Here is a 22878-nt window from a genome sequence, read left to right as displayed (position 1 = left end):
TCTATTTGTGTCTTCATAACCTCAAATATATCATCTTGCTTCGGCTGTCACCCTTCTTTCATCTCCTCAGCATACTTTCTGATACACCACCAAAAATATTAATGACAAGTTCGGTCACGCAGCGGGGGATGTTGCGCTGAAATTTATTGCTGAAGCCTTGCAGAGGTATAGTCAGGGCAGTGATTATGCTTTTCGTCTTGGTGGCGAAGAGTTTTTACTGCTGCTAGTAGATGCCGATGAGAAACGTACGCGCCATATTGCAGAGAGTATTCGTCAATATGTGGAAAATAGCCTGATCAATGACGGACAGGGACAGTGCTTTAAACTGACGGTCAGTATCGGCTGTGTCTTATTTGATGGTCATCCTGATTATCAGAAATTCCTGGATGCAGCTGATGCTGCATTGTATATGGCAAAAAATACTGGCCGAAATCTGGTGTATATGGCTAAGCCTCCCTCTTGTGGACAGATTAAACAGCAAAGAAGGGCTTAAATGCTGGAGAGCGTATGTTTTAATCTGAGGGCTGCTGCTGGATAAAAGCCAGAAACTTTTGTTTTAGCTGAATATAATCGGGATGAGCTTTGGCTTCATCCCACTTTTGCTTAAATATTTTTGCTGCCGCTGCTTTGACAGGGTCTTCTGGACTTCGTGGGATTTCATCCCGGCCATGTGAACCGCTTAACCCTTTTTTATCTTCAGGTACAGGGCCTGCATACTTTTTACCGCTTTTATGATTGGCATAACGCCGGGCACGGGTATAACCCATCTGCAAAAACTTGCGTGCCATATCTGCGCCTACAAAATCATTCTGCTGTAAATATTCTAAGAATAGAGCATAAATTTTTGCGCTGCTAAGCTGAGCTTTTTCTGCATCGGCAAAGCGCCAGTACGGCAGAATTTCCGATTTATAAGGTTCGACCAACAAGACCCCTTGTTCTCCACGACCAATCCGGTATAAATCCGGACGCTTACGAAAATCGATCTTTTTAAAATCGAGAGAATAATCAAAGCTAGATGAATATACACGTGAAGTACGTTTAGGTGGGTCTAACGGTTTCTTGCTCATGCCTTTACTACTCCAGCAAATAGAAGTGCTATATATGTTGCAATGAGAGCAGTAAAAAATCAGTAGGACATTATGACAGGAAATGTATTATCAATTTAAAATAAAGCAAATGTAGCTGATTCTTATGGTTATTTTGAATGGACTAATACTGAAATGATTTCAGTATTAAGGAGTCGGGGGCTGAATCAAACAGTTTAAAATTTCTTATTGTGTGAAAGATATTTAGTATTCAACTACCACATAATACTTTTTAACCGCTTCGACGACTTCAAACGTGCCGGTAAATGCAGGGGGAATGATACCGGCTTCGCCCGCTTTTACCTCAATAAATGACTGGTTCTGGGTATCATGTATACGGACTACACCTTTAATCACCTGAAAAAATTCCTGTTTATTTTCAGAAAATTGAATATTCCATGCCCCTACTTCACAATTCCAGATTCCGCAGTCCATATGTGGATGCTCATAAGCGCTATAGGTCAGACGTTTTGGATTTCCCTGAACCAGACGCTCCGGCCTTGGATAATCGACACTGGCCTCAGCTTGACTTAAACCCTGACCTGCAATCCAAATTGACATTTTCTGATAACCTTATCCGGATAAAAAAGCCTCGACATGCGTTGAGGCTTTGAGGGATTAATAACTTTCTGGCACGGCACTTAAAAATTCACGACGTTCTTCTTTATTGGTTTTAAAATCTCCGATAAAAGAAACCGTACGTGTCGTTGATTCCTGTTTGCCTACACCACGCATCATCATACACATATGTGCAGAATCGATCATGACTGCAACACCGCGCGCTTTGGTCACTTCTGCGACAGCTTCGGCAATTTGCTGGGTCAGGTTTTCCTGAATTTGCAGGCGACGCGCAAACATTTCGGTAATACGGGCAAATTTGGACAAGCCGAGCACATGACCTTCAGGCAGATAGGCAATATGTACACGACCATAGAATGGCAATAAATGATGTTCACAGAGTGAATAGAACTCGATATTTTTTACCAAAACCATTTCACGGTTATCCGAAGGAAATACCGCGCTGTTGGTGACTTCTTCAAGAACTTGGCTATAACCTGAGGTCAAATACGAAAAGGCTTTCGCAGCACGCATGGGCGTATCTTTGAGGCCAGGGCGATTTAAATCTTCACCAACGGCAGTAAGAATGTTTGCGTAGGATTGCTGCATAGTCATATGACATATTCACTTAAACTGAGAATGAAACAAGGAGGGCATTGTAGCAGAAAACTATTACAATGCCTTATTTTAGGGTGGAATCCGATTAATGTTTAAACTTTGGATTTTTTTCTGCGCGTTTTAGCAGAACCAGCACGGCACCAGTGCCTCCCTGTCTTTCCGGTGCACTGACAAAGGCCAGAACATCACGATGTTGACGTAACCAGCCGTTGACATAGGTTTTTAAAATTGCTTCAGGACCTTTACCATGAACAATTTTGATCACATTCTGGTTTTCGTCTTTGGCCATCTGAATAATTTGGAGTACAGCCTGACGGGCTTCCTCGACAGTACAGCCATGCAGGTCGACGGCTTCAAACCAGCGTAAATTGCCGGCTTTTAAATCTTCAAAGACTTTGTGCTGTAAAGTTGCAATACGGTAACTTAAGTTTGCCTGACTTCCAACAGGATTGAGCATCGCCTGAGTATCGGATAACGCGGCCTCATCCGTTTCCATTGGGCCTTCGGCAGCTGCACGCTTGGCCAGCGTCTGGGCATCCACTTTCTTTTTTGGCATTTTCTCTATTTTGGCAATATTGCCCTGAGTTATTTTTTGCACTCCCTGCATCTGCTTGCGAAACAGCTCAAGATCATCCTCCTGCGCTTGTTCAGGTGTCTTTTCAACAGGCGTAACAGGAGCCACCTGTGTGTGTGGATTGCTGATTTGTTTTTTAAACTGTTTCAGCAAATTGAACTGGTCTTTGGAAAGTGAAGAATCGTGTTTGCTCATAATGAAAAAAACAGGAGAGAAATGCAAAATTTAACTAAATTATAGTCCTGAATTGCATAAAAGAGAACTGACTTGCATTTATAGCTGCATATAGAAAAAATTAAGGCCGGAGATTTACAGGGAAATCATAAGATCTTCACGTAGTTATGAGGATAAAGAAGTATGATTTAAGTCTCTATCAGGGGGATTGAGTAGACAAAATATAATCAGGAGAACTTATCAGAAGAGCTATTTATGTGGAGAGGATGAAAGCAGCAGCTGGCCCATATTCGCTTGTTGTATTCTCAAACGGTCTTTTTTACTTAAGCGCTTAGAACTGCTGTTGATACTTAGGCCATAGTAAAGCTTGAGTAAAAAATTAAAAACCCGATTCTGAAATCGGGTTTTTATAAGCTTGTTAATTCTTAAACAGTTTCTGGCTCACCAAATAACTCATAGAAAGCATGGTCAGGACGCGGCTGTTTCATAAAGCTTTCACCGACCAGAAAGGCATGAATATCCTGTTCCTGCATCATGCTGACATCAGCAGGTGTAGCGATACCGCTTTCAGTGACCAGTAAGCGTGACGGATCAAGTAATTTTTTTAGCCGAATTGAGGTGTTTAAGTCCACCTCAAAAGTTTTTAAATTACGGTTATTCACACCAAGCAGACAGCGGTCAGAAAGTTTTAAGGCACGTCCTAGCTCTTCCTCATCATGTACTTCGACCAGCACATCAAGATTATGTTCAAATGCAGTCTTGGACATTTCCTCTAATTGCTGGTCTGATAAAGATGCCACGATCAGCAAAATACAGTCAGCATGCAGGGCACGTGCCTCGATGACTCCATACGGGTCGATCAGGAAGTCTTTACGCAGGGCAGGCAGGCTAGAATGTGAACGTGCGATCTGAATATTTGCATCTGCACCGTGGAAAAAATCCTCATCGGTCAGTACCGATAAACAGGCTGCACCAGCTTCTTCATACTGCTGTGCAATCTCTGCAGGGTTAAAATTTTCCCGGATAATCCCTTTTGAAGGTGAGGCTTTCTTGATTTCAGCAATCACCCCGGGACGTTTAGACAAGAGCGATTGGGTAAAACTACGTACTGGCGTTGCTGCCTGTGCCAGCTCTTCCAGGTCTTTGTAGCTGTGCTGCTTTAAACGTAGCGCAAATTCTTCTTTCTTGCGGTCAATAATTTTACCTAAAATTGTATTGGCGATATCAACCATGATAAAAACTCCTGACCTGTTTAAACTTCATATTGCTTGATGGTTTTTGTAAATTCAGAAAGTACACTCATTTTCTCAAGTGCCTGACCCCCATAAATAATATCATGCGCCAGCGCCACACCTTGCTTATAGCTGGTGGTTAAACCAGATACATAGATTCCAGCACCTGCATTCAGAGCAATCATATTGGCGGCCTTGTCGCCAATCTCGGATTTTTTCTTGCCGAGAGCATCTTTAATCAGCGCCAGACTTGTTGCAGAATCTTCCACAATTAACCCGGTTAATGTCTGGGATTCAATATCCACCAGTTCAGGCGTAATTTCCCATTCACTCACTTCACCATTTTTTAGCTCGGCCACATGGGTTGCAGAAGCCAGACTGATTTCATCTAAACCATCACGTGAATGCACCACCATCACATGTTCTGCCCCGAGCTGTTTCATGACCTCTGCAATTGGGCGGCATAATTCATTAGAAAATACACCAATCACCAGACGCTTTACTCCGGCCGGATTCGTAAGCGGGCCAAGTAAGTTAAAAATACTGCGAATACCCAGCTCTTTACGTGGACCAATCGCATATTTCATGGCCTTATGATGATTGGGTGCAAACAGGAAGCCGATACCAATGTCACGGATGCAGCGCTCAGTCTGCTGCATGTTCAGGTCAAGATGGATACCGGCCTGTTCCAGCAAATCAGAAGAACCAGATTTACTTGAAACTCCACGGTTCCCATGTTTGGCAATAGTTGCGCCTGCCGCCGCAATCACAAAGGCCGAGGCGGTAGAGACATTAAACAGGTTCTGTCCATCGCCACCTGTACCGACAATATCGACCAGATGCGGTATGTCGCTGACTTCAATTTTAGTTGCAAGTTCACGCATGACCCGTGCTGCGGCGGTGATTTCATCAATACTTTCACCTTTCAGGCGTAAACCCATGAGTAGGGCACCAATCTGTGCATCGGTAGTTTCGCCCGACATGATGCTACGCATCACATCTTCCATTTGTTCCTGAGTCAGATGAATATTTTTTGTAATATTACTTAATGCTTGTTGAATGTTCATTTATTGTGCTTCGCCCATTATGCATAAATTTCAAGAAAGTTTTTAAAGATCTGATGACCATGCTGGCTCAGGATGGATTCCGGGTGAAACTGCACGCCTTCGATCGGCAATGTCTTATGTTTAATTCCCATAATTTCTTCCATCGAATCATCTGTTTCATTGGTCCAGCAAGTCACTTCCAGACAGTCCGGTAACGTCGCTTGATCGATCACCAAGGAGTGATAACGGGTTGCCGAAAAGGGAGAAGGCAGGTGACTGAAAATCCCAGTATCGCTGTGATACATATCAGACAAACGTCCATGCATCACGCGTTTGGCGCGAACAATCTCACCGCCAAAGGCCTGTCCAATACTTTGATGACCCAGGCAGACGCCGAGTAAAGGGATTTTCCCGCCAAAGTGCTGAATAGCCGGAATAGAGATACCCGCTTCACTTGGAGAGCAGGGACCAGGACCAATGACCAGATACTTCGGTTGCCATCGCTCAATATTCTCCAAAGTCACGGCATCATTACGGACTACTTTTACTTCCTGTTGCAGTTCGCCAAAATACTGGACGATGTTATAAGTAAAAGAGTCATAGTTGTCGATCATGAGAAGCATTTTGAGCATAACCTCTTGAAGTTTATATATTTTATAACACTGCGGGAGTTTGTTGACCACAATGTTACTCACTTTGTATAAAGTGATTGATTTTGCAGGCATTAAGATAGCTGCACTATCAAGCGGCTACTTTAGCAGTTTTTGAATGTCTTGTGATGATTTCATTCGTCCAATTATTTGGGTGCTATTTATTTCTTATGCTTTGTTCTTTAGAGGCTATGATTGATTCATAATCATTTTCTTTTTATTAGCCTACAATGTGAGGGCTGCCCAATTCAAAGCGTTATTCTAATTCAGGCATAGCTGTAAAATGATAAAAGTAGGCTTGATGTAAGCATGCTAAGGATACTTCTCTTCCTGGAATATTTTTTCATGAATGATATGTGTTTGAGAAATAGTATTTTTGGCAAACCGTACTGCTTGGGTTTTGCAATGCTCCAGCAATGATGTACCAGAATTTTATTATTTTAGGTTGCACATAAACTGATGATGAGTAACCGACTTTCTTAAAGTTATAAGCTTACTTTTAGATAGATGGTTGGTGAAAAATGAAAAAAACGAGGGGATAAAAATAAAAAACGATAAAACAGCCTATCCACAACTTGATCTAAAAAGCATCACTTAAATGGTTGTCAATACTCTAAGAAAAGCAGAATAATTGTACGGATTTTGCAAAAAATCATATAAAACAGAAAAGAGAGCAGCCGGTGAACTTCTCTTTTATGTTGCTGAATTGTTATAGGTTTATGGCTATTTGCTAGAATTGAGCAATCTTTAAGCTAAAATTTACTAAATTTATAGAAATATGTTTAAGAATTATATTTTTATCTTTAAAAAAGGGCATGCGCACTATTTAAGTGCGTTAGAAAATAAGTACCAATAAAATATATCCAGCGTGCTTGAATATAGTGCATTTCCTTTCACTCCCAGTATAATAGGCGCAAAGTATTTTTAGCTTAAGATGTTTTCTTATAAAGAATTCAGAATTTTAACTATGCTTTTAAGAGTTGGTACGATAATTGCATTAATGAATGCCAACTACTAACACGCACTTTGCGAGTGCAACAAAAACCATCGGAGCAAAATGAGCATGGCGAACAAGGTCCTTCAACTCATACAAGAAAGTGGCGCAAAATGGGTCGATTTTCGCTTTACTGATACCAAGGGTAAAGAACAGCATGTCACTTACCCATCAGACAGTATTGATGAAGATACGTTTGAAGACGGGAAAATGTTTGACGGTTCGTCAATCGCTGGATGGAAAGGCATTGAAGCATCCGACATGATTTTACGTCCAGATGCAGAAACTTGCTTCTTAGATCCGTTCTTCGCAGAGCCAACAGTTGTTGTAACTTGTGATGTCATTGAACCATCGACTGGTCAGGGTTATGACCGTGATCCACGCTCTATCGCTCGCCGTGCAGAAGAGTATTTAAAGTCGACAGGTATTGGTGATACAGCATTCTTTGGCCCAGAACCAGAATTCTTCGTATTTGACGAAGTAAAATGGGAAATCGACATGTCTGGCGCACGCCATACATTGATCGCTGAAGAAGCTGCATGGTCAACCGGTAACGATTATGAAGCCGGTAACTCTGGTCACCGTCCACGTGTTAAAGGCGGTTATTTCCCGGTTCCTCCTGTAGATTCTTCACAAGATATGCGTGCAGATATGTGTGCAAAAATTGAAGATATTATGGGGCCAGGCCGTGTAGAAGTACATCACCACGAAGTTGCATCTTGCCAATTAGAAATTGGGGTGAGCTTTAACACTATGGTGCGTAAAGCTGATGAAGTTCAACAGTTCAAATATGCGGTTTGGAACGTTGCCCATCAATATGCGAAAACTGCAACCTTTATGCCTAAACCGATGGTTGGCGATAACGGTTCTGGTATGCACGTTCACATGTCGATCTCTAAAGATGGCAAGAACCTGTTTGCAGGTGATGAATATGCAGGCCTTTCAGAAATGGCCCTGTACTTCATTGGCGGTATCATTAAACATGCGCGTTCATTAAATGCGATTACTAACCCTTCTACTAACTCGTACAAGCGTTTAGTACCACATTTTGAAGCACCCATTATGCTGGCTTATTCAGCGCGTAACCGTTCTGCATCAATCCGTATTCCATACGTATCTAGCCCGAAAGGCAAACGTATTGAAGCGCGTTTCCCTGATCCAATGATGAACCCGTACCTTGGTTTTGCTGCTTTGTTGATGGCAGGTCTGGACGGTATCCAAAACAAGATCCACCCAGGTGAAGCGGCTGATAAAAACCTGTATGATCTTCCTCCTGAAGAAGAAGCGAAAATCCCTACAGTGGCTCATAGTCTGGAAATGGCACTGGAGGCACTCGAAGCTGACCATGACTACCTGTTAAAAGGTGGCGTGTTCTCTAAAGATATGCTTGATGCCTATATCGAAATTAAAACGGAAGAAGTTCGCCGTTTAAATACCACAACTCACCCGGTTGAATTCGATATGTACTACAGCCTTTAATTCTTTATAGAATTTCACTGTAAAAAATGCCCGCCTTGCGCGGGTTTTTTTGTATCATCTGTTTAGAGATTTACAATTAGTAGATAATATGGCGCAACGTAAAAAGCACACAGGATTTTTCCCCTGGAATGATCCGAACGATCATGCAAAAGGTTTCAAACTCAATTTTTCAGAAGTAACTTATATGGAAGTTGGACGTAGTCCCGAAGGCTATAAACAGGCGCAATTTATTGCATTGAAAAACCCTGAGCTGGCACTAGATTATGATTATCCGCAAAGTTTTTATTTAAGTGCTGAAGGTTTTATCTTGCAGAAAAAGGCAAATGGTCAGTTTGAAATTATTGCCAAAACAGACAATGGCTAAATACTGGTTATGGAATAAAGTGCAAGATGCATAGTAAGCAGTCAAACATCTTGCAGATTGAGTGTACAGGTAAACTTATGCAGCAAATCTCTGCTGAATTGAAATCATGGCTGTATGCTTCAGGGTCTTTAACGCAGCAGCTGACAGATTTAGCGAATGGAAAATTCAATGTTCAGCCAGTCAAAGAGCATTTTCAGCGCTTAAGCTTCAGTGATGCACGGTGGATGGGAATGCCACATCAGCATACCTCATGGGTACGGGAAAGCCATTTATATGGCTGTGAAGCTCAGCCTTGGGTGAAAGCAAAAAGTATTTTTCCTGTTTTAAGTTTGCAAAAACGGGCGCGGATTTTTCAGCATATTGGTAAAAAGCCGATTGGCTGGTTTTTATTTCAACGTACCAATCCTCAGTGTGAGCGCCGTGTGTTATGGCTTGAAGATGGCTGGACCAGGCAGAGCTGCTATACTTGGCACGGTTGTAAATTTATTGTGCAAGAGACTTTTTTGCCCAGTTTTGAGCAGTTTTTACAACATCAGACTTCATTACAACATCGTTAAGGATAAACATGGCAACTTTGCAAACGATCACATGGCGTCAGCGTTTTGAGGCTTATTATTATCTCTGTCGTTTTGATAAGCCGATTGGTACAGAACTGGTATTCTGGCCAACCATGTGGGCGTTATGGATTGCTGCGGAAGGTGTTCCTGATTTAACCATCTTAATTGCCATGATTTTAGGCACTATTTTTATGCGGGCTGCGGGTTGTGCGATCAACGATTTTGCCGACCGAAAAGTGGATGCTCATGTAGACCGCACTAAAAACCGGCCGTTGGCAACCGGAGTTATTTCAGCACGTGAAGCGGTTTGGGTATTTGTGGCTCTGGTCGCTGCCAGCGCCTGCACCTTGTTTTTTCTGCCCATAGCGACATTCTATTGCGCGCTTGCTGGTCTGGCGCTTGCGTTTATTTATCCCTTTATGAAGCGATATACGCATTTGCCGCAAGTCGTGCTGGGCATGGCATTTTCATGGGGAATTCCCATGTCATTCACGGCAATGGGCAAACCGCTCGATTGGAGTTGCTGGCTGCTGTATTTTGGTAATCTGGCTTGGACTGTGGCTTATGACACTCAATATGCAATTACTGACCGTGAATACGATTTAAAAATCGGGGTAAAATCGACCGCTATTCTTTTTGGGAAATACGATATTACAATGATTTCTGCGCTACAGGCTGTGAGTGTTGTGCTCATAGGTAGTGCGCTGTATATAGAAGACCTGTTGGTGCCATTTGGCCTGATTGCTTTACTGGTGGTGATTGCAGATTTTATCTATCAATGGACTAAAACCAAAGAGAAAGAGCCGCACTGGTGTTTCTGGGCATTTCGTCATAATCGTTGGGTAGGATTGATAATATTCGTCGGAATTTTTCTGGCACTCTGGTAAAAAAATGGTGATTGCAGACTTACAAAAGCATCCTATAAGGATGCTTTTTTTTATGTTTTATTCAAAGCTCTTGCATGAGGATTATAAAGAACAATAAGGGATTACCATATGAATAAGATAGTGAAAAACGGTTTTAAAAAGACCTGTCTGACAGTGATGTGTTCAATGACATTATTTCTGACTGCATGTCATGACGATGATGATAACAGTTCATTTCAGCCTCAGGAAAAAGTATTCTTGGGTCAGAAAGCCTATAGTGCAGATATACTTGCGGAAGCATCGAATATTCAGGTTATGCGCTATAACATGCCAAATGTACGTGGTGAGCGGGCTGAGGCTACGGCGATGGTTTTGTATCCGAATACACCACAGCCAAAAGATGGCTGGCGTGTCGTTGTCTGGGAGCATGGTACGGTAGGTAGTGGCGATTCATGTGCGCCAACGAATAACCTGCTCAACTCTAACTTTAAAGTGCTTGCACGTAGCCTGCTTACACAAGGATATGTCATTGTGGCACCAGATTATGAGGGCTTGGGCACCCAGGGAATCCATCCTTATTTGAATCTGGATAGTGCTGCTCAATCAGCAGTTTACGCAGTAAAAGCATTTAAACAGCAGCAGGGCAGTAGATTTAATGGGGCTTGGGTATCTGTCGGTCAATCTCAGGGAGGGCATGCCTCACTCGCAACAGCAGAGTTTGCGGATCGTGATTCAAATTATAAGGCAGCAGTTGCAGCAGCTCCGGCATCAAGCTTAGGACGTATTATTGGTGAAATAGCACCACAAGCTTTAAAAGCTATGGTGGATGCTGGGCAAGATGAGAGGGCCAAAGCGGTCTATGCTGAGTTGCTGGCTTATGCAGCCTATGTGGGCGTCGGGATTAAGGCCTATGAACCAGCTTTTAACTATCGCAATATTTTTTCGGAACGAGCTGGCATTGTCGCTGAAAAAGCCGAAGGGACGACGGGGGAAAATGGATTATGCCTACAGCCTCTGATTACTGAATATATAAACGATATTAATCTTTACCTGAATACTAATCCGGGGAAAACTGTTATTGATTATCCAGGATTGGTTGCGAACTTTCAGGATAATTCTTCAGTCAAAAAGTTCCTGCTTGAAAACCAGCCTGCAACTGAAAAAATCAATGTGCCAGTCATGATTATCCAGGGAACGGCAGATACGGCAGTGCCTTATATAATCACTGATGCTTTACAGAAAAACTTGGCAAATATGGGTACCGCTGTCACTTTTGTACCTGTGTCAAATGCAACGCATACCGAAGCTATTGTAAAAAGTAATGATCTGCTGGTATCGTTTATTGAAACGCATATGCCGGCTGGTGTCAGTCCTTAATACCAAAGGAGCTTCGGCTCCTTTTTATAGCTTGAGCAATTGCTTTATTTTGTTATATTGGGCAGCGCAATGAATGATAGAGAAAAGCAGGTCGGTTTATGTCGCAACAGCCACAACAGCGCAGTATTAAAAAGCTGGTGATTCTTGGAACACTGGCTTTATGTATCCCGATTTTTTTAATTACCATGGCATTTTTGGCCGTCAACAGTGATGCGAAAAATCAGGAAAAATATAAGCAGCAGCAAGCTGAGATGATCGCGCGTATTGAAGCACGAGAGGCCGCCGAGAAATTAAAGGTAGAGCCGCAAGCTCAGGCGAGTCAAGCTGCTTCTGAAACCCAATAGGATAGGCTTCTCCTTACTAGTTGTTCTTATGATCTTCAATAGTGGGGTGATGGTTTGATACTTTATAGGTCTATACTGAACAGCTGCATAGTTGGCTATCAGGCGCAGAGCATCCGGGACGAGATTTCTTTTTCTTGTTTCAAATGTTGAAGGCTCATGCCATCCGCATACGAGTATTGTCTGATCTCATTATAAATATTTAATGTTGCATCACAGCATTCTGCTTAAATAGACAGGATATAACCACTGATCACCTGATCAGTGGTTATATTTAAATGGCCTTAGAGCAGTTCTTTACGTAATTGCTCAGGTGTTTTGATTGAAAGCAATCCAGGTGCTACATCGAATGCTGTTTTGGCACCATACTGCTGAGTTTGATTCAGGCGGTAGCAGGCACGGGCATATGCCACTAAAACGCTTGCAGTAAATTCAGGATTGCTATTCAGTTTCAAAGAAAACTCAATGACCTGAGCCTGCTCATCACTGGTATTGCCGCTACGGATAACAAAACCGCCATGTGGCATACGCTGGTGATCTTTCAGTAAGGTTTCCTCACTGATAAAATTCACAGTCGTATTATAGTCGGCGAAGTAATCCGGCATTGTCACAATAGCCTGTTCAACTGTTGTAGCATCAGCACCTTGCTCTAATACCACATAACATTCACGATGATGCTTATCTTTAGTGCTTAAGTTAGGGCGAGCGCCACTGCGTACCTGTTCAATTGCATCGCTAGATGGAATGGTATATTGAACACCGGCTTTCACGCCTGGTACACGGCGGACTGCATCGGAGTGGCCCTGACTTAAGCCTTTACCCCAGAATGTATAGGTTTCACCATCTGGCAATAAAGCTTCACCAAATAAACGATTGATTGAAAACATACCTGGATCCCAACCAATAGAGATCAGGGCTGTTTTATTATTGGCAGTTGCAGGCCCATCTACTGCTGCATAGTATTCCGGAATGCGTGCATGGGTGTCAAAGCTATCTACAATATTGAATTTACTTGCAAAAATCGGGCCTTGTTGCGGTAGGTCATCTTTAGAGCCGCCACAAAGAATAAGCACATCAATTTTATCGCTAAAATCATTTAATAGTGCATCCATGCTATAAACCTGAGTTTCTGCAAAGCAGGGAGTAACACTGCTAGGTGCGCGGCGAGTGAAAATACCCACAAGTTGCATATCAGGATTTTTGTGAATTGCAGTTTCAACACCACGGCCAAGATTACCGTAACCTGCGATACCAATACGAATAGAGTTTTGCATAAATGGACGATCACTGAATAAGAAGGAGTATTAAAATAAGTAAGATGATCATGACCGGAAATGCAATAGCTGGCTCATTGCATCTTACTTATATGTTATTTTCTAAGAGATTATAAAACGATAAGTTAAATTTTATCACCCTAAAAATATACAAAGAAAAGTTTAAAAGGCAACTTTTTAAAAGTAGGGCGATTAATCAGGAAAATGATAAGTTGTGTTGGGGCAGGCAAGCAGCCAAAAGATTCAAAATCGAATCCTTGGCCATCAGGCGAGTTTTGAAGTTAAAATACCGCTGAGTATAAGCTGTTGTGCTTATCTTAAATTCTGTTGTAATTGTCGGATGCTTGGAATGTCTGTATAGCGGATGACTGTATAACCTGCTGCAATTAGCATGGCATCACGTTCCGCATCTTCCTGTTCTTTACCGATATGGCTGGGGTCGTCCAGCTCAATAATGGCAACCACCTTATACTCACGATCCAGTACCACAAAATCGGTTACTTTACGGTTAAATTGATTGCGCATTTTCATGTGGTCATGAGTAATTAAGGCGCTAAATGCAACTTGTGCCAAAATATGATGATGAGGAAAAGCTTCTTTTAGGCGTACAAACATTCTGCTTTCAAAAGCAGTAATGACCGGTTTGGGATAAAACTTCTGCCGACGGGTAAACAGGCGTGGAAAGAGCAGGCAAATTAAGGCAAAACTCGCCATGCAGCCAATCACAAAAAATATAAACTGACTCAAATTAAACACAGACTAAAACAGGGAAGAATAAAAAAACCCACTTCGCAATGAGTGGGTTTTATAAGAATCTTGGCTCTCCCACCTGGGCTCGAACCAGGGACCTGCGGATTAACAGTCCGTCGCTCTACCGACTGAGCTATGGGAGAATAGATTGGCTCTCCAACCTGGGCTCGAACCAGGGACCTGCGGATTAACAGTCCGTCGCTCTACCGACTGAGCTATTGGAGAATCTGACAGCGATTATAGAGGGATTTAAAAAGGGGTCAAGACACTTTTAAAAAAAAGCCAAAGAAATTGACTCAAGTGTTTTAAAAGTAATCGGAAATGGTTGTAGTTCAAGCTGTTATGTTTAGATCGAAGCTTGAGGAAGAATATAAAGCTGGGCGCTCATCGTTAAAAAACGAGCTTGAAGACGATGAGGTCAGAGGCTAGCCCTGCACCTGATATAAACTAAAGCTGAAAAAAACAGATATAAAAAAACCCACTTCGCAATGAGTGGGTTTTATAAAAATCTTGGCTCTCCCACCTGGGCTCGAACCAGGGACCTGCGGATTAACAGTCCGTCGCTCTACCGACTGAGCTATGGGAGAATAGATTGGCTCTCCAACCTGGGCTCGAACCAGGGACCTGCGGATTAACAGTCCGTCGCTCTACCGACTGAGCTATTGGAGAATCTGAGGGGCATTTTAGGCAGGAAACCAAAAGCCGTCAATCAATTCATGTAAAGAAATGAATCATTTGCTTTTTTAATATGCAGCTTGGCCTTAAAAATAAAAAAATCACCCATAAAGGGTGATTTTTATGCAGGAAATAAAAAAATTATTTCTCAACACCAGCAGGTTGGCCAGCATATTTTGCGTTTGCGTAATCCCAGTTTACCAAGCTTTCCAAGAAAGTCGAGATGTACTTAGGACGCGCATTGCGGAAATCGATGTAGTAAGCATGTTCCCAAACATCAATTGTTAACACTGCAACTTTACCGTGAGCCATTGGTGTATCTGCGTTTGAAGTTTTCATGATAGAAAGTTTACCATTCACTTCATCAGCTACTAACCAAGCCCAGCCTGAACCAAACTGAGTGGTTGCAGCAGTTGCAAACTCTTCGGCAAATTTTTCGTAAGAACCGAAAGCTTCGTCGATTTTTGCAGCTAAAGTGCCAGTTGCTTTACCGCCACCATTTTTAGCCATACAGTTCCAGTAGAACGTGTGGTTCCAAACTTGAGCTGCATTGTTGAACACACCTGCTTTAGATGCATCACCAGCAGTTGCCATGATGATTTCTTCTAAAGTTTTACCTTCAAGGTCAGTACCTTTGATCAGGTTGTTCAGGTTAACCACATAAGTATTATGGTGTTTATCATGATGGTATTCTAAAGTTTCTTTGCTGATATGAGGAGCAAGATCTTCATAACCGTAAGGTAGAGCAGGTAAAGTAATGGTTGTCATGTTCTCAATTCCTTGCATTTAGCTGGGTTTTAACAATAAGTGGCTTTATTGTAATAGATAATCGGACAAAATGGGCATTGCGTATAAATAACAATACACAATAAATCCTGAAAATATATAAATAAAGCTCTTGAAAAATGCTGTCAGCGAGAATTAAATCGGATTGTTTAATTCGTAATAAGCATACTCAATATTAAACTGTTCTGAAATCGCTTTGGCCAAGCGCTGCACACCGTATTTTTCAGTGGCATGATGGCCACAGGCATAATAATGTACATTCAGTTCCTGAGCTTCATAAAAAGTACGTTCGCTCACTTCGCCAGAAATATAGGCATCACAATCTGCGGCCGCTGCTTTATGAATATAATCCTGCGCACCACCGGTACAGAAACCGACTTTATGGATTTGAGTCTTGTCCGCAGGAAGATGAATTGCATCAAAGCCAAGTTTTTCTGAAACATGGCTTTTAAAATATTCAGGACTCATCGGTTGTTTTAAATAGCCAATATTGCCAATTGGATGGCGTTCACTCGGATCCAACTGTTCGATATTTTCCAGCCCTAATAAATCTGCAATCGCCGTATTATTGCCTAAAGTTGGATGACTGTCTAAAGGCAGATGATAGCCAACCAGAGAGATATCATTTTGGATTAAGGCTTTAATCCGTTTACCGCGCATACCGGTAATGGGGTAAGGTTCACCTTTCCAGAAATAGCCATGATGCACCAATAACAAATCGGCGCCCTGTTTAATCGCTGCTTCAATTGCGCCTTGTGAGGCACTGACTGCACATACAATTTTATTTACTTCAGCGCGGCCTTCGATCTGTAGACCATTTGGTGCATAATCCTTGAACTCATGCGTAAATAAAGTCTGATTACACCACTGAATAATATCGTTTAAATCTGCCATAAAATTTCCGCCAGTTTAAAAACTTGTCATCATTAAAATATAAGATTAATTGTAACTAAAGCTGCACAAATATCTTGGCATATTTTTGTGTTTAGTTATGTATTTGGCATTACAATAGAGCACAAATTACTTAGCCATCAACGAATTAAAATATTTTAGAGGATTGCAACGTGCGCCGGACCTTTACATGGTTACCATGGGTATTACTGATTTTAGTCATTATCGGTTTTTTGGGGTGGCAACAACTGCAAAAACCGAAAGCACCAATTGCGCCTGATGGCGTCAAAATGCCAGCCGAAAAAGTAGAACCCCTGATTGATACGACACGTTCAGGTGGAATTGTTTCTTATAACGCAGCAGTAAAAGTCGCGGCACCAGCCGTTGTCAATATTTTTACCACTCAAAAGGTGAAACAGCAGGCTCATCCCTTACTGACTGATCCGGTATTTCGTGAATTTTTTGGTGACCAGTTGCCAGAGCAATTTAGCCAAAGCCCGAATGAAAACAGTCTGGGTTCGGGGGTAATTGTACGTCCGGATGGTTATATTTTAACGAATAATCATGTGATTGCTCAGGCAGATCAGATTGTGGTGGCGTTACATGATGGCCGTCGTGCTGAAGCCAGAGTCGTCGGCACCGATCCTGATACTGATCTGGCTGTCATTAAAATTGAACTGGAACAATTGCCGGTACTGCCATTCAAGCTTAGTGGCAATGAGGTGGGTGATGTGGTTCTGGCGATTGGTAACCCCTTTGGTGTGGGACAAACTGTGACTCAGGGGATTATCTCGGCAACTGGTCGTTCGGATTTAGGGATTAATACCTATGAAGACTTTATTCAAACGGATGCGGCCATTAACCCGGGTAATTCAGGGGGCGCATTAATTGATGTAGCGGGTAATCTGATTGGTGTAAATACCGCAATTTTCTCGCAAACTGGGGGATCTTTGGGGATTGGTTTTGCCATTCCGGCTAAAATTTGTCAGCAGGTCATGAATGCAATTTTAAAAGATGGGCGTGTAGTACGTGGCTGGTTGGGGATTAGCTTATTGCCAAGTGAGCGAAATGATGTGCTACAGCCGAAAGAAACTGGTGTCATGGTTGCGGAAGTACTTGCAGATGGTCCAGCAGCCAAGGCTGGTATCCAGCGTGGCGATAAAATTCTGAAGGTTAATAATGAAGTGATTACTTCGGCATCGCATCTGATTAACTTTGTCGCCATACAGGCGCCTAACAGTACGATGCAGGTTGAAGTCGAACGTAACGGTAAAATCTTGATATTGGACGTGGTGGTGAGTGAGCGTAAGACACAAAATAGTTCTTCACAATACATTCCTTTGCCAGGTTAAAGAACTCATCATTAAAAAATCCCTCACCTGAGGGATTTTTTATTTTCTTATCTGTAGGAGGTAGTAATACAGCCGTACTGATCATTTTTGCCCAGTATTATATCCACAGATAATATTCAGGCTTGGTCAGTCATGTGAGTTGAGCTGGATTTTTTAGGTTTTGAAGTACCAGAATTTTATTATCGTTTTAATAAGTGTCGGCTATAGTTCTAATATTTCTTGCTTATTGCTTTGCTTACCACTCTCAGAGCTTCAACAGGTTTGATGATGATATAGAGGCGATTATGATGACAACCATATTGCTCAATTTTTAGAATGATTAAGGAAGCAGGATTCGATATATTCATTTATATCGGGAAGATTGGTATTACGGTTATATTTTTATCTGAAGTCTGAGAAATAACTCTGGAGCAACCGACTGAATGGTTCTGCTGATAAATATGCCCGGCATACATATATGTTTAAAGGGGAGATTTTATCTCCAAGTCTTTAACTTGGGAATAGCCTAAGTATGTTATTGGTTTTAACCATGCTTAAGCTATTGCCATAAGATAAACGGATTATTTAATTCTGCTGGTTTGCCTGATAGTCCTGAATTACTTCAAGTGCTGCGCGAAAGGCTTCCTGTGTCGCAGGTGCGCCGCAATAAGGCAGACTATGGAGCAGGACTTCCTGAATTTCTTCAACAGTCGCACCATTATTCAAGGCACCTCGAACATGGCCTTTAAGTTCGGTTGGGCTTTTGAGTGCGGTAAGAAATGCAAGCGTAATCAGAGAGCGGTATTTACGTGGCAATACACCTTCACGCTGCCAGGTCGAACCCCAGGCATGCTCATTAATCCAGTCTTGTAACGGCTGGGTAAAAGGCACGGTATTTTCCTGAGCACGTTGCACAAAACTTGCGCCCATCACTTCAGTACGGACTTTCAGGCCATTTTCATAATCTTGTTGTGACATTATCTTCCCTCACATTCATTATCAGTCTAGCTTAACGTTTTTAATCGTTGATACCCATAGTCAGATGGTCGTAAAAAAGTGGCGGTTACGCCACTTTTTTAAGGCTTTTATTTAAAAGCGCAGGAAAGGTTCCTCTTCCGGTTCTTTATGATTGTGATGTTCATCTTTTGCAAGGGAGGCCACAGGCGCAGAAGAGGATTTATAGAGTCCGTTTTCAACCGCTATTTCTGGTTCCGGCTGGGCGGCTTGAGACAGATGTGGATTATCCAGTTCTAGTACCTCTTTAAGTTCCAGGTCAAAAATATCCGTCAGCATGCTGTCATAACGTTTGGCATTGTAATGACGCAGCTGTTCAGCTTCATGCTCATCAATAAAACCGTTTTGCTGTGCATCTATGAGCCGCTCTTCAAAACTCAGGCCTTTAAACTGATTTTTGGATTCTGCCTTTTTGAAACGATCCCAGAGCGGTTCTATTTCAAGTAACATATTAAAGGTAGATTCCATGCGTCCGGTAATATCATCTTCTAGAGTATTATAATAAACATGTTGTTTTAAAGACTGACGGAAGGCATTGTCTTCCATCATGCTCATGGCCACCTGCTGTCTAAGTTGATCTGATGGCTTTTTGAGTGGGCGGCCAAATGGGAAACATATTAACTTCACCATAGCTGCTGCGCTTCCTCGTGGGAAGTTTGCAAACAGGTCGTAAAATCCTTCTTGTGCAGTATAAAGTGATTTCTCTACCGCCAGCTGAGCATGTAAACGCTCAGCCTCGGTCTTTTTGCTGTGTTCAAAGTATTTCAAGATAGAGGAAGCAATAAAGAGATGCGCATGAATATCAGCCAGACGCCCAGATAGCATTTCCTTGCGTTTAATATCGCCGGCCAATAAACCCAGACACATATCAGCAGTCAGAGCAAAGTTGGCACTCAGACGGTTAATGACCTTGTAATAAGCACGGGTAAAATCAGTCGCGCTTTGAGGAGCATTACTTGAACCACCGCTAAAAGCATAAGCCAGAGAGCGGGCTGCGCGGTTAAACGTATAGCCGAGGTGCTGGAACAGTAAATTATCGAAAGGCTGTAGGGCAGCTGTCCGATCCTCTGCCTGTAATAGCTGTAATTCCTCATATAGATAGGGATGGCAGCGCATAGAACCCTGACCAAAAATCATTAGGGAGCGGCTCAGAATATTGGCACCCTCTACGGTAATAGAGACAGGAATGGCTTGGTAATTTAAAACCAAAAAGTTACGTGGACCCATCTGAATAGCACGGCCACCGACCACATCCATGCCATGATTTACCACTTTACGCATGGTTTCAGTGGCATAGTATTTGGCCATGGCCGTCATGACCGCAGGCTTACCCCCCTGATTCAGACCACATGTAACCAGATAACGGAATGCTTCCAGCATATAGGTGTCACTGGCAATTTCACTATTGGCTTCCTGCACACCTTCAAATTTACCGATTGAAATCTTGAATTGCTGGCGAATGCGAGAAAAAGCGCCGACATTCAAGTAAGTCATTTCGGCACTAGCGGTAGACAGGGCAGGCAGGGAAATACCACGGCCTACCGCCAGGCATTCCATCAGCATGCGCCAACCCTTACCGGCATTTTTCACCCCACCGATAATCCAGTCCAGCGGAATGAATACGTCTTTGCCTTCAACTGTACCATTCATAAATGGCGAGCCAGGGTTATGGCGTGGTCCGATTTTCACACCTTCATGACTCGCAGGGAGCAGAGCACAGGTAATGCCGTACTCGGTCTGTTCACCCAAAAGATGATCGGGATCATACATTTTAAAAGCCAGACCAATGACAGTGGCAATCGGTGCCAGGGTGATCCAGCGTTTAGAAAAATTCATTTTAAGACCTAGAACTTCCTGACCCTCAAACTGGCCATAACAAACCACGCCTGTGTCGGGGATGGCACCAGCATCTGAGCCAGCTTCAGGGCTGGTTAAGCCAAAGCAGGGAATTTCCTCACCTTTGGCCAGGCCAGGTAGATAGCGGTCTTTCTGCTCCTCGGTGCCATAATGTAAGAGCAGTTCACCTGGTCCAAGCGAGTTGGGCACCATACAGCTAACCGCTGCAGTAAGAGAACGTGAGGAAATTTTACTCATCACCCTGCTTTGGGCGAAGGAGCTAAATGCACGACCACCATATTCCTTGGGAATGATCAGACCTAAGAAACCGTGCTCCTTAATATATGCCCAGATAGCGTCAGGTAAAGCTTTGTGCTCATGGATTTCCCATTCATCCAGCATACTGCATAAGGTTTCAACCTCATTGTCCAGAAAAGCCTGTTCTTCAAGTGATAGTTTTGGATAAGGATAGTTGTTAAAGTTTTCCCAGTTTGGAGCACCCATAAACAGTTCTTTTTCCCACCAGCTGGTACCAGAGTCCAGTGCTTCGCGTTCTGTTGGGCTGATGCTGGGCATAGCACTCGAGAGTGTCTTATACGCCGGTTTGGAAATCAGTGACAGGCGTAAAGGTGCAACGAGCAGTACTAGGCTGATGAGAATGAGTGGAATACCCAGAAGGAGTGACCAAGGACTGATAAAGGTACATACCATCGACATGACTAGCAGCACGATGGTTCCACTGCTACGTGAGAGCTGAAAATAGAAAACAGCCCATAAACTCAGGAGTAGAAGCAGTACAGCGAAAATAAAGAACATTGTTATATTTCTCCAGCATTATGCAATAGTAGCTTTGCCTGAATTCATCTCCTTTATTTCGCAATATTTCATCAACTCTTTTTTGCATTATTTGAGAATCAGGCAAGCGCAGCATTGTTCTTGTGAGAATTATCGTTTTCAAGTATTTCAACGATATCGTTAAGTCGTTTAGCTATTTTTTGAGATTGTTTTAAAAGTGAGCATTCTTCAAGTGAGAACGCGCAAAGAAATGTGAAGATAAGTAATGACTTAATTTTTAGTTAGTAGGCGTGAGAGAGTTTGAAAACCAATCAAAGTAAATATCTTTGTTCGATCATTCGGCCCATTAAATTCTTTTATAGATATGGTCTTTAAACGTGCTAAAACGAAATTTATTTAAATACACACAAAAAAAGCCCTCTAATTTAGAGGGCTTTAGCTTTAAAGCTTTTTAAGCTTCAATCGTTTGAACTGCAATTTTTTTAGCAGGGTCAGTTTTGCGGCGTACTGCTGGGACAGGTTCGCCGTAATATTGACGGTCAGCGAAGTAACTTGAACGTACCATTGGTGCGGACCAGATATTCTTAAAGCCCAGTTTACGGCCGTGCTCAGCATAGCGTTCAAATTCTTCTGGGGTAACAAAGCGGTCAATTGGAGCATGCTGTTTAGATGGCTGCAAGTACTGACCAATGGTCACATAATCCACTTCATGTGCTTTCAGGTCATTGAGTAGCGCAATAACTTCTTCTTCCGTTTCCCCAATACCGACCATCAGACCACATTTGGTTGGAATATCCGGGCAGTAGTCTTTAAACATTTTCAAAAGATTTAACGAGTGCTGGTAATCAGAACCCGGACGCATGGCTTTATATAAACGTGGCACAGTTTCAATGTTGTGGTTAAATACATCAGGTGGACATTCGGTCATGATACGCAGCGCGATATCCATCCGGCCACGGAAGTCAGGTACCAGAATTTCCAGCAGGGTATTTGGACTTAAAGTACGTGCTTCTTTAATACAATCCACAAAATGCTGTGCACCGCCGTCGAGCAGGTCGTCACGGTCTACCGAGGTAATCACTGCATATTTTAACCCCAGATTGGCAATGGTTTCTGCCATATGACGCGGTTCATCCGGATCAAGCGCATTTGGACGACCATGAGCCACGTCACAGAATGGACAGCGACGGGTACAGATATCTCCCATGATCATAAAGGTTGCCGTACCGCCGCCAAAACATTCAGGCAGGTTCGGACAGGCAGCTTCTTCACAGACGGTATGCAGTTTCTGCTGACGAAGTGTAGTTTTAATACGCTGAACTTCTTCCGGAGCTGCCATCTTGACCCGAATCCAGTCGGGCTTCCGAGGCGTTTCAACCGTAGGAACAACTTTTACAGGAATACGAGCGACTTTCTCTGCGCCGCGAAGTTTGACCCCCTGTTCAGGTTTACGGTTCTCAGACATATTCAACTTTTCCACTATTTTGAAGGGAGATAATCACCATTAGTATTTTTTTATTATAACGAAACTTGGGCAAAATAGGGCGAAAAGGGTTATTCATTTAAAAAATGTTCTTATCACACAATATATGTAAGTTAAATACACCAAAC

21 protein-coding genes, 4 tRNA genes and 1 pseudogene are annotated in these 22878 nt (G+C 42.6%); 8 read left to right on the top strand and 18 right to left on the bottom strand.

The genetic code is table 11. The features are described 5' to 3' along the window. Positions 1-91: 91 nt before the first annotated feature. Positions 92-493, top strand: a pseudogene (locus NI467_RS11955) (GGDEF domain-containing protein); the annotation flags it as partial. Positions 494-512: 19 nt separating this feature from the next. On the opposite strand, the gene NI467_RS11950 reads toward NI467_RS11955, so the two are convergent. The 7 genes from NI467_RS11950 to NI467_RS11920 form a co-directional block, all read right to left on the bottom strand. After that, positions 513-1067 (bottom strand): DUF4385 domain-containing protein, encoded by a 555-nt coding sequence (locus tag NI467_RS11950; protein WP_253153133.1) that lies wholly within the window; start codon positions 1065-1067, stop codon positions 513-515. Between the two features lie 222 nt (positions 1068-1289). Beyond that, positions 1290-1646, bottom strand: coding sequence for a cupin domain-containing protein (locus tag NI467_RS11945; RefSeq protein WP_151206774.1), 357 nt, complete (start codon positions 1644-1646; stop codon positions 1290-1292). Positions 1647-1703: 57 nt separating this feature from the next. Further along, positions 1704-2252: a GTP cyclohydrolase I FolE gene (gene folE, locus NI467_RS11940; protein WP_171478796.1), complete on the bottom strand. Its 549-nt coding sequence runs from the start codon at positions 2250-2252 to the stop codon at positions 1704-1706. 94 nt (positions 2253-2346) lie between these two features. Next, complete coding sequence (locus tag NI467_RS11935; RefSeq protein WP_253153131.1) at positions 2347-3030, bottom strand: Smr/MutS family protein; 684 nt, start codon at positions 3028-3030, stop codon at positions 2347-2349. Positions 3031-3434: 404 nt separating this feature from the next. Next, complete coding sequence (trpC, locus tag NI467_RS11930) at positions 3435-4241, bottom strand: indole-3-glycerol phosphate synthase TrpC (protein WP_151203857.1); 807 nt, start codon at positions 4239-4241, stop codon at positions 3435-3437. Between the two features lie 20 nt (positions 4242-4261). Then, complete coding sequence (gene trpD / locus NI467_RS11925) at positions 4262-5308, bottom strand: anthranilate phosphoribosyltransferase (protein ID WP_253153128.1); 1047 nt, start codon at positions 5306-5308, stop codon at positions 4262-4264. Positions 5309-5325: 17 nt separating this feature from the next. Continuing rightward, positions 5326-5910 carry an aminodeoxychorismate/anthranilate synthase component II gene (locus NI467_RS11920; RefSeq protein WP_253153126.1) on the bottom strand — a complete coding sequence of 195 codons (585 nt, stop codon included), beginning with the start codon at positions 5908-5910 and terminating at the stop codon, positions 5326-5328. A 1084-nt stretch (positions 5911-6994) separates the two neighbouring features. Here NI467_RS11920 and glnA point away from each other — a divergent pair. The 6 genes from glnA to NI467_RS11890 all read left to right on the top strand — a co-directional run bounded on the left by glnA (position 6995) and on the right by NI467_RS11890 (position 11918). Next, complete coding sequence (glnA, locus tag NI467_RS11915; RefSeq protein ID WP_171480655.1) at positions 6995-8410, top strand: type I glutamate--ammonia ligase; 1416 nt, start codon at positions 6995-6997, stop codon at positions 8408-8410. An 88-nt stretch (positions 8411-8498) separates the two neighbouring features. Next, entirely contained in the window at positions 8499-8774 is a 276-nt protein-coding gene (locus tag NI467_RS11910; RefSeq protein ID WP_253153123.1) for a hypothetical protein, read from the top strand. Positions 8775-8851: 77 nt separating this feature from the next. After that, positions 8852-9331 carry a chorismate lyase gene (locus NI467_RS11905; RefSeq protein ID WP_253153121.1) on the top strand — a complete coding sequence of 160 codons (480 nt, stop codon included), beginning with the start codon at positions 8852-8854 and terminating at the stop codon, positions 9329-9331. Between the two features lie 8 nt (positions 9332-9339). Then, positions 9340-10218, top strand: a complete 879-nt coding sequence (gene ubiA / locus NI467_RS11900; RefSeq protein ID WP_253153119.1) for a 4-hydroxybenzoate octaprenyltransferase — start codon at positions 9340-9342, stop codon at positions 10216-10218. 108 nt (positions 10219-10326) lie between these two features. Further along, a complete protein-coding gene (locus NI467_RS11895; protein WP_253153117.1) occupies positions 10327-11574 on the top strand; it encodes an alpha/beta hydrolase in 1248 nt (415 codons plus the stop codon). Positions 11575-11672: 98 nt separating this feature from the next. Further along, positions 11673-11918 carry a hypothetical protein gene (locus NI467_RS11890; protein WP_151203851.1) on the top strand — a complete coding sequence of 82 codons (246 nt, stop codon included), beginning with the start codon at positions 11673-11675 and terminating at the stop codon, positions 11916-11918. A gap of 281 nt (positions 11919-12199) precedes the next feature. Here NI467_RS11890 and NI467_RS11885 read toward each other — a convergent pair whose 3' ends face one another. From NI467_RS11885 to NI467_RS11850, 8 genes are all read right to left on the bottom strand, one after another. Further along, a complete protein-coding gene (locus tag NI467_RS11885) occupies positions 12200-13189 on the bottom strand; it encodes a diaminopimelate dehydrogenase (RefSeq protein ID WP_253153115.1) in 990 nt (329 codons plus the stop codon). 312 nt (positions 13190-13501) lie between these two features. After that, entirely contained in the window at positions 13502-13945 is a 444-nt protein-coding gene (locus tag NI467_RS11880) for a DUF2726 domain-containing protein (protein ID WP_151203849.1), read from the bottom strand. Between the two features lie 61 nt (positions 13946-14006). Further along, positions 14007-14082 (bottom strand) — tRNA-Asn (locus NI467_RS11875). A gap of 6 nt (positions 14083-14088) precedes the next feature. Further along, positions 14089-14164 (bottom strand) — tRNA-Asn (locus tag NI467_RS11870). A gap of 286 nt (positions 14165-14450) precedes the next feature. Next, a tRNA-Asn gene (locus NI467_RS11865) sits at positions 14451-14526 on the bottom strand. A gap of 6 nt (positions 14527-14532) precedes the next feature. Beyond that, a tRNA-Asn gene (locus NI467_RS11860) sits at positions 14533-14608 on the bottom strand. Between the two features lie 147 nt (positions 14609-14755). Further along, on the bottom strand, positions 14756-15382 hold the full coding sequence (locus NI467_RS11855) for a superoxide dismutase (RefSeq protein WP_151203848.1): 627 nt from the start codon (positions 15380-15382) through the stop codon (positions 14756-14758). Between the two features lie 153 nt (positions 15383-15535). Further along, positions 15536-16294 (bottom strand): Nif3-like dinuclear metal center hexameric protein, encoded by a 759-nt coding sequence (locus NI467_RS11850; RefSeq protein WP_253153105.1) that lies wholly within the window; start codon positions 16292-16294, stop codon positions 15536-15538. A 170-nt stretch (positions 16295-16464) separates the two neighbouring features. Between NI467_RS11850 and NI467_RS11845 the strand changes: the two genes are divergently transcribed. After that, positions 16465-17643 (top strand): S1C family serine protease, encoded by a 1179-nt coding sequence (locus NI467_RS11845; RefSeq protein ID WP_174659584.1) that lies wholly within the window; start codon positions 16465-16467, stop codon positions 17641-17643. A 564-nt stretch (positions 17644-18207) separates the two neighbouring features. Here NI467_RS11845 and NI467_RS11840 read toward each other — a convergent pair. The 3 genes from NI467_RS11840 to lipA all read right to left on the bottom strand — a co-directional run bounded on the left by NI467_RS11840 (position 18208) and on the right by lipA (position 22732). Then, positions 18208-18600 (bottom strand): carboxymuconolactone decarboxylase family protein, encoded by a 393-nt coding sequence (locus tag NI467_RS11840; RefSeq protein ID WP_151206782.1) that lies wholly within the window; start codon positions 18598-18600, stop codon positions 18208-18210. A gap of 111 nt (positions 18601-18711) precedes the next feature. Continuing rightward, on the bottom strand, positions 18712-21288 hold the full coding sequence (locus NI467_RS11835) for an acyl-CoA dehydrogenase (RefSeq protein WP_253153097.1): 2577 nt from the start codon (positions 21286-21288) through the stop codon (positions 18712-18714). 430 nt (positions 21289-21718) lie between these two features. After that, positions 21719-22732, bottom strand: a complete 1014-nt coding sequence (gene lipA / locus NI467_RS11830; RefSeq protein WP_174659587.1) for a lipoyl synthase — start codon at positions 22730-22732, stop codon at positions 21719-21721. Between the last annotated feature and the right edge of the window lie 146 nt (positions 22733-22878).

It is taken from the genome of Acinetobacter sp. S4397-1, from assembly GCF_024129285.1.
Lineage (GTDB): Bacteria > Pseudomonadota > Gammaproteobacteria > Pseudomonadales > Moraxellaceae > Acinetobacter > Acinetobacter lwoffii_C.
This window is presented reverse-complemented; position numbering and strand designations above follow the sequence as displayed.

Excerpts from the sequence above, each read along its gene's own strand:
- NI467_RS11950 (WP_253153133.1), bottom strand. The coding sequence starts at position 1,067 with ATGAGCAAGAAACCGTTAGACCCACCTAAACGTACTTCACGTGTATAT.
- NI467_RS11945 (WP_151206774.1), bottom strand. The coding sequence starts at position 1,646 with ATGTCAATTTGGATTGCAGGTCAGGGTTTAAGTCAAGCTGAGGCCAGT.
- folE (WP_171478796.1), bottom strand. The coding sequence starts at position 2,252 with ATGCAGCAATCCTACGCAAACATTCTTACTGCCGTTGGTGAAGATTTA.
- NI467_RS11935 (WP_253153131.1), bottom strand. The coding sequence starts at position 3,030 with ATGAGCAAACACGATTCTTCACTTTCCAAAGACCAGTTCAATTTGCTG.
- trpC (WP_151203857.1), bottom strand. The coding sequence starts at position 4,241 with ATGGTTGATATCGCCAATACAATTTTAGGTAAAATTATTGACCGCAAG.
- trpD (WP_253153128.1), bottom strand. The coding sequence starts at position 5,308 with ATGAACATTCAACAAGCATTAAGTAATATTACAAAAAATATTCATCTG.
- NI467_RS11920 (WP_253153126.1), bottom strand. The coding sequence starts at position 5,910 with ATGCTTCTCATGATCGACAACTATGACTCTTTTACTTATAACATCGTC.
- glnA (WP_171480655.1), top strand. The coding sequence starts at position 6,995 with ATGAGCATGGCGAACAAGGTCCTTCAACTCATACAAGAAAGTGGCGCA.
- NI467_RS11910 (WP_253153123.1), top strand. The coding sequence starts at position 8,499 with ATGGCGCAACGTAAAAAGCACACAGGATTTTTCCCCTGGAATGATCCG.
- NI467_RS11905 (WP_253153121.1), top strand. The coding sequence starts at position 8,852 with ATGCAGCAAATCTCTGCTGAATTGAAATCATGGCTGTATGCTTCAGGG.
- ubiA (WP_253153119.1), top strand. The coding sequence starts at position 9,340 with ATGGCAACTTTGCAAACGATCACATGGCGTCAGCGTTTTGAGGCTTAT.
- NI467_RS11895 (WP_253153117.1), top strand. The coding sequence starts at position 10,327 with ATGAATAAGATAGTGAAAAACGGTTTTAAAAAGACCTGTCTGACAGTG.
- NI467_RS11890 (WP_151203851.1), top strand. The coding sequence starts at position 11,673 with ATGTCGCAACAGCCACAACAGCGCAGTATTAAAAAGCTGGTGATTCTT.
- NI467_RS11885 (WP_253153115.1), bottom strand. The coding sequence starts at position 13,189 with ATGCAAAACTCTATTCGTATTGGTATCGCAGGTTACGGTAATCTTGGC.
- NI467_RS11855 (WP_151203848.1), bottom strand. The coding sequence starts at position 15,382 with ATGACAACCATTACTTTACCTGCTCTACCTTACGGTTATGAAGATCTT.
- NI467_RS11850 (WP_253153105.1), bottom strand. The coding sequence starts at position 16,294 with ATGGCAGATTTAAACGATATTATTCAGTGGTGTAATCAGACTTTATTT.
- NI467_RS11840 (WP_151206782.1), bottom strand. The coding sequence starts at position 18,600 with ATGTCACAACAAGATTATGAAAATGGCCTGAAAGTCCGTACTGAAGTG.
- NI467_RS11835 (WP_253153097.1), bottom strand. The coding sequence starts at position 21,288 with ATGTTCTTTATTTTCGCTGTACTGCTTCTACTCCTGAGTTTATGGGCT.
- lipA (WP_174659587.1), bottom strand. The coding sequence starts at position 22,732 with ATGTCTGAGAACCGTAAACCTGAACAGGGGGTCAAACTTCGCGGCGCA.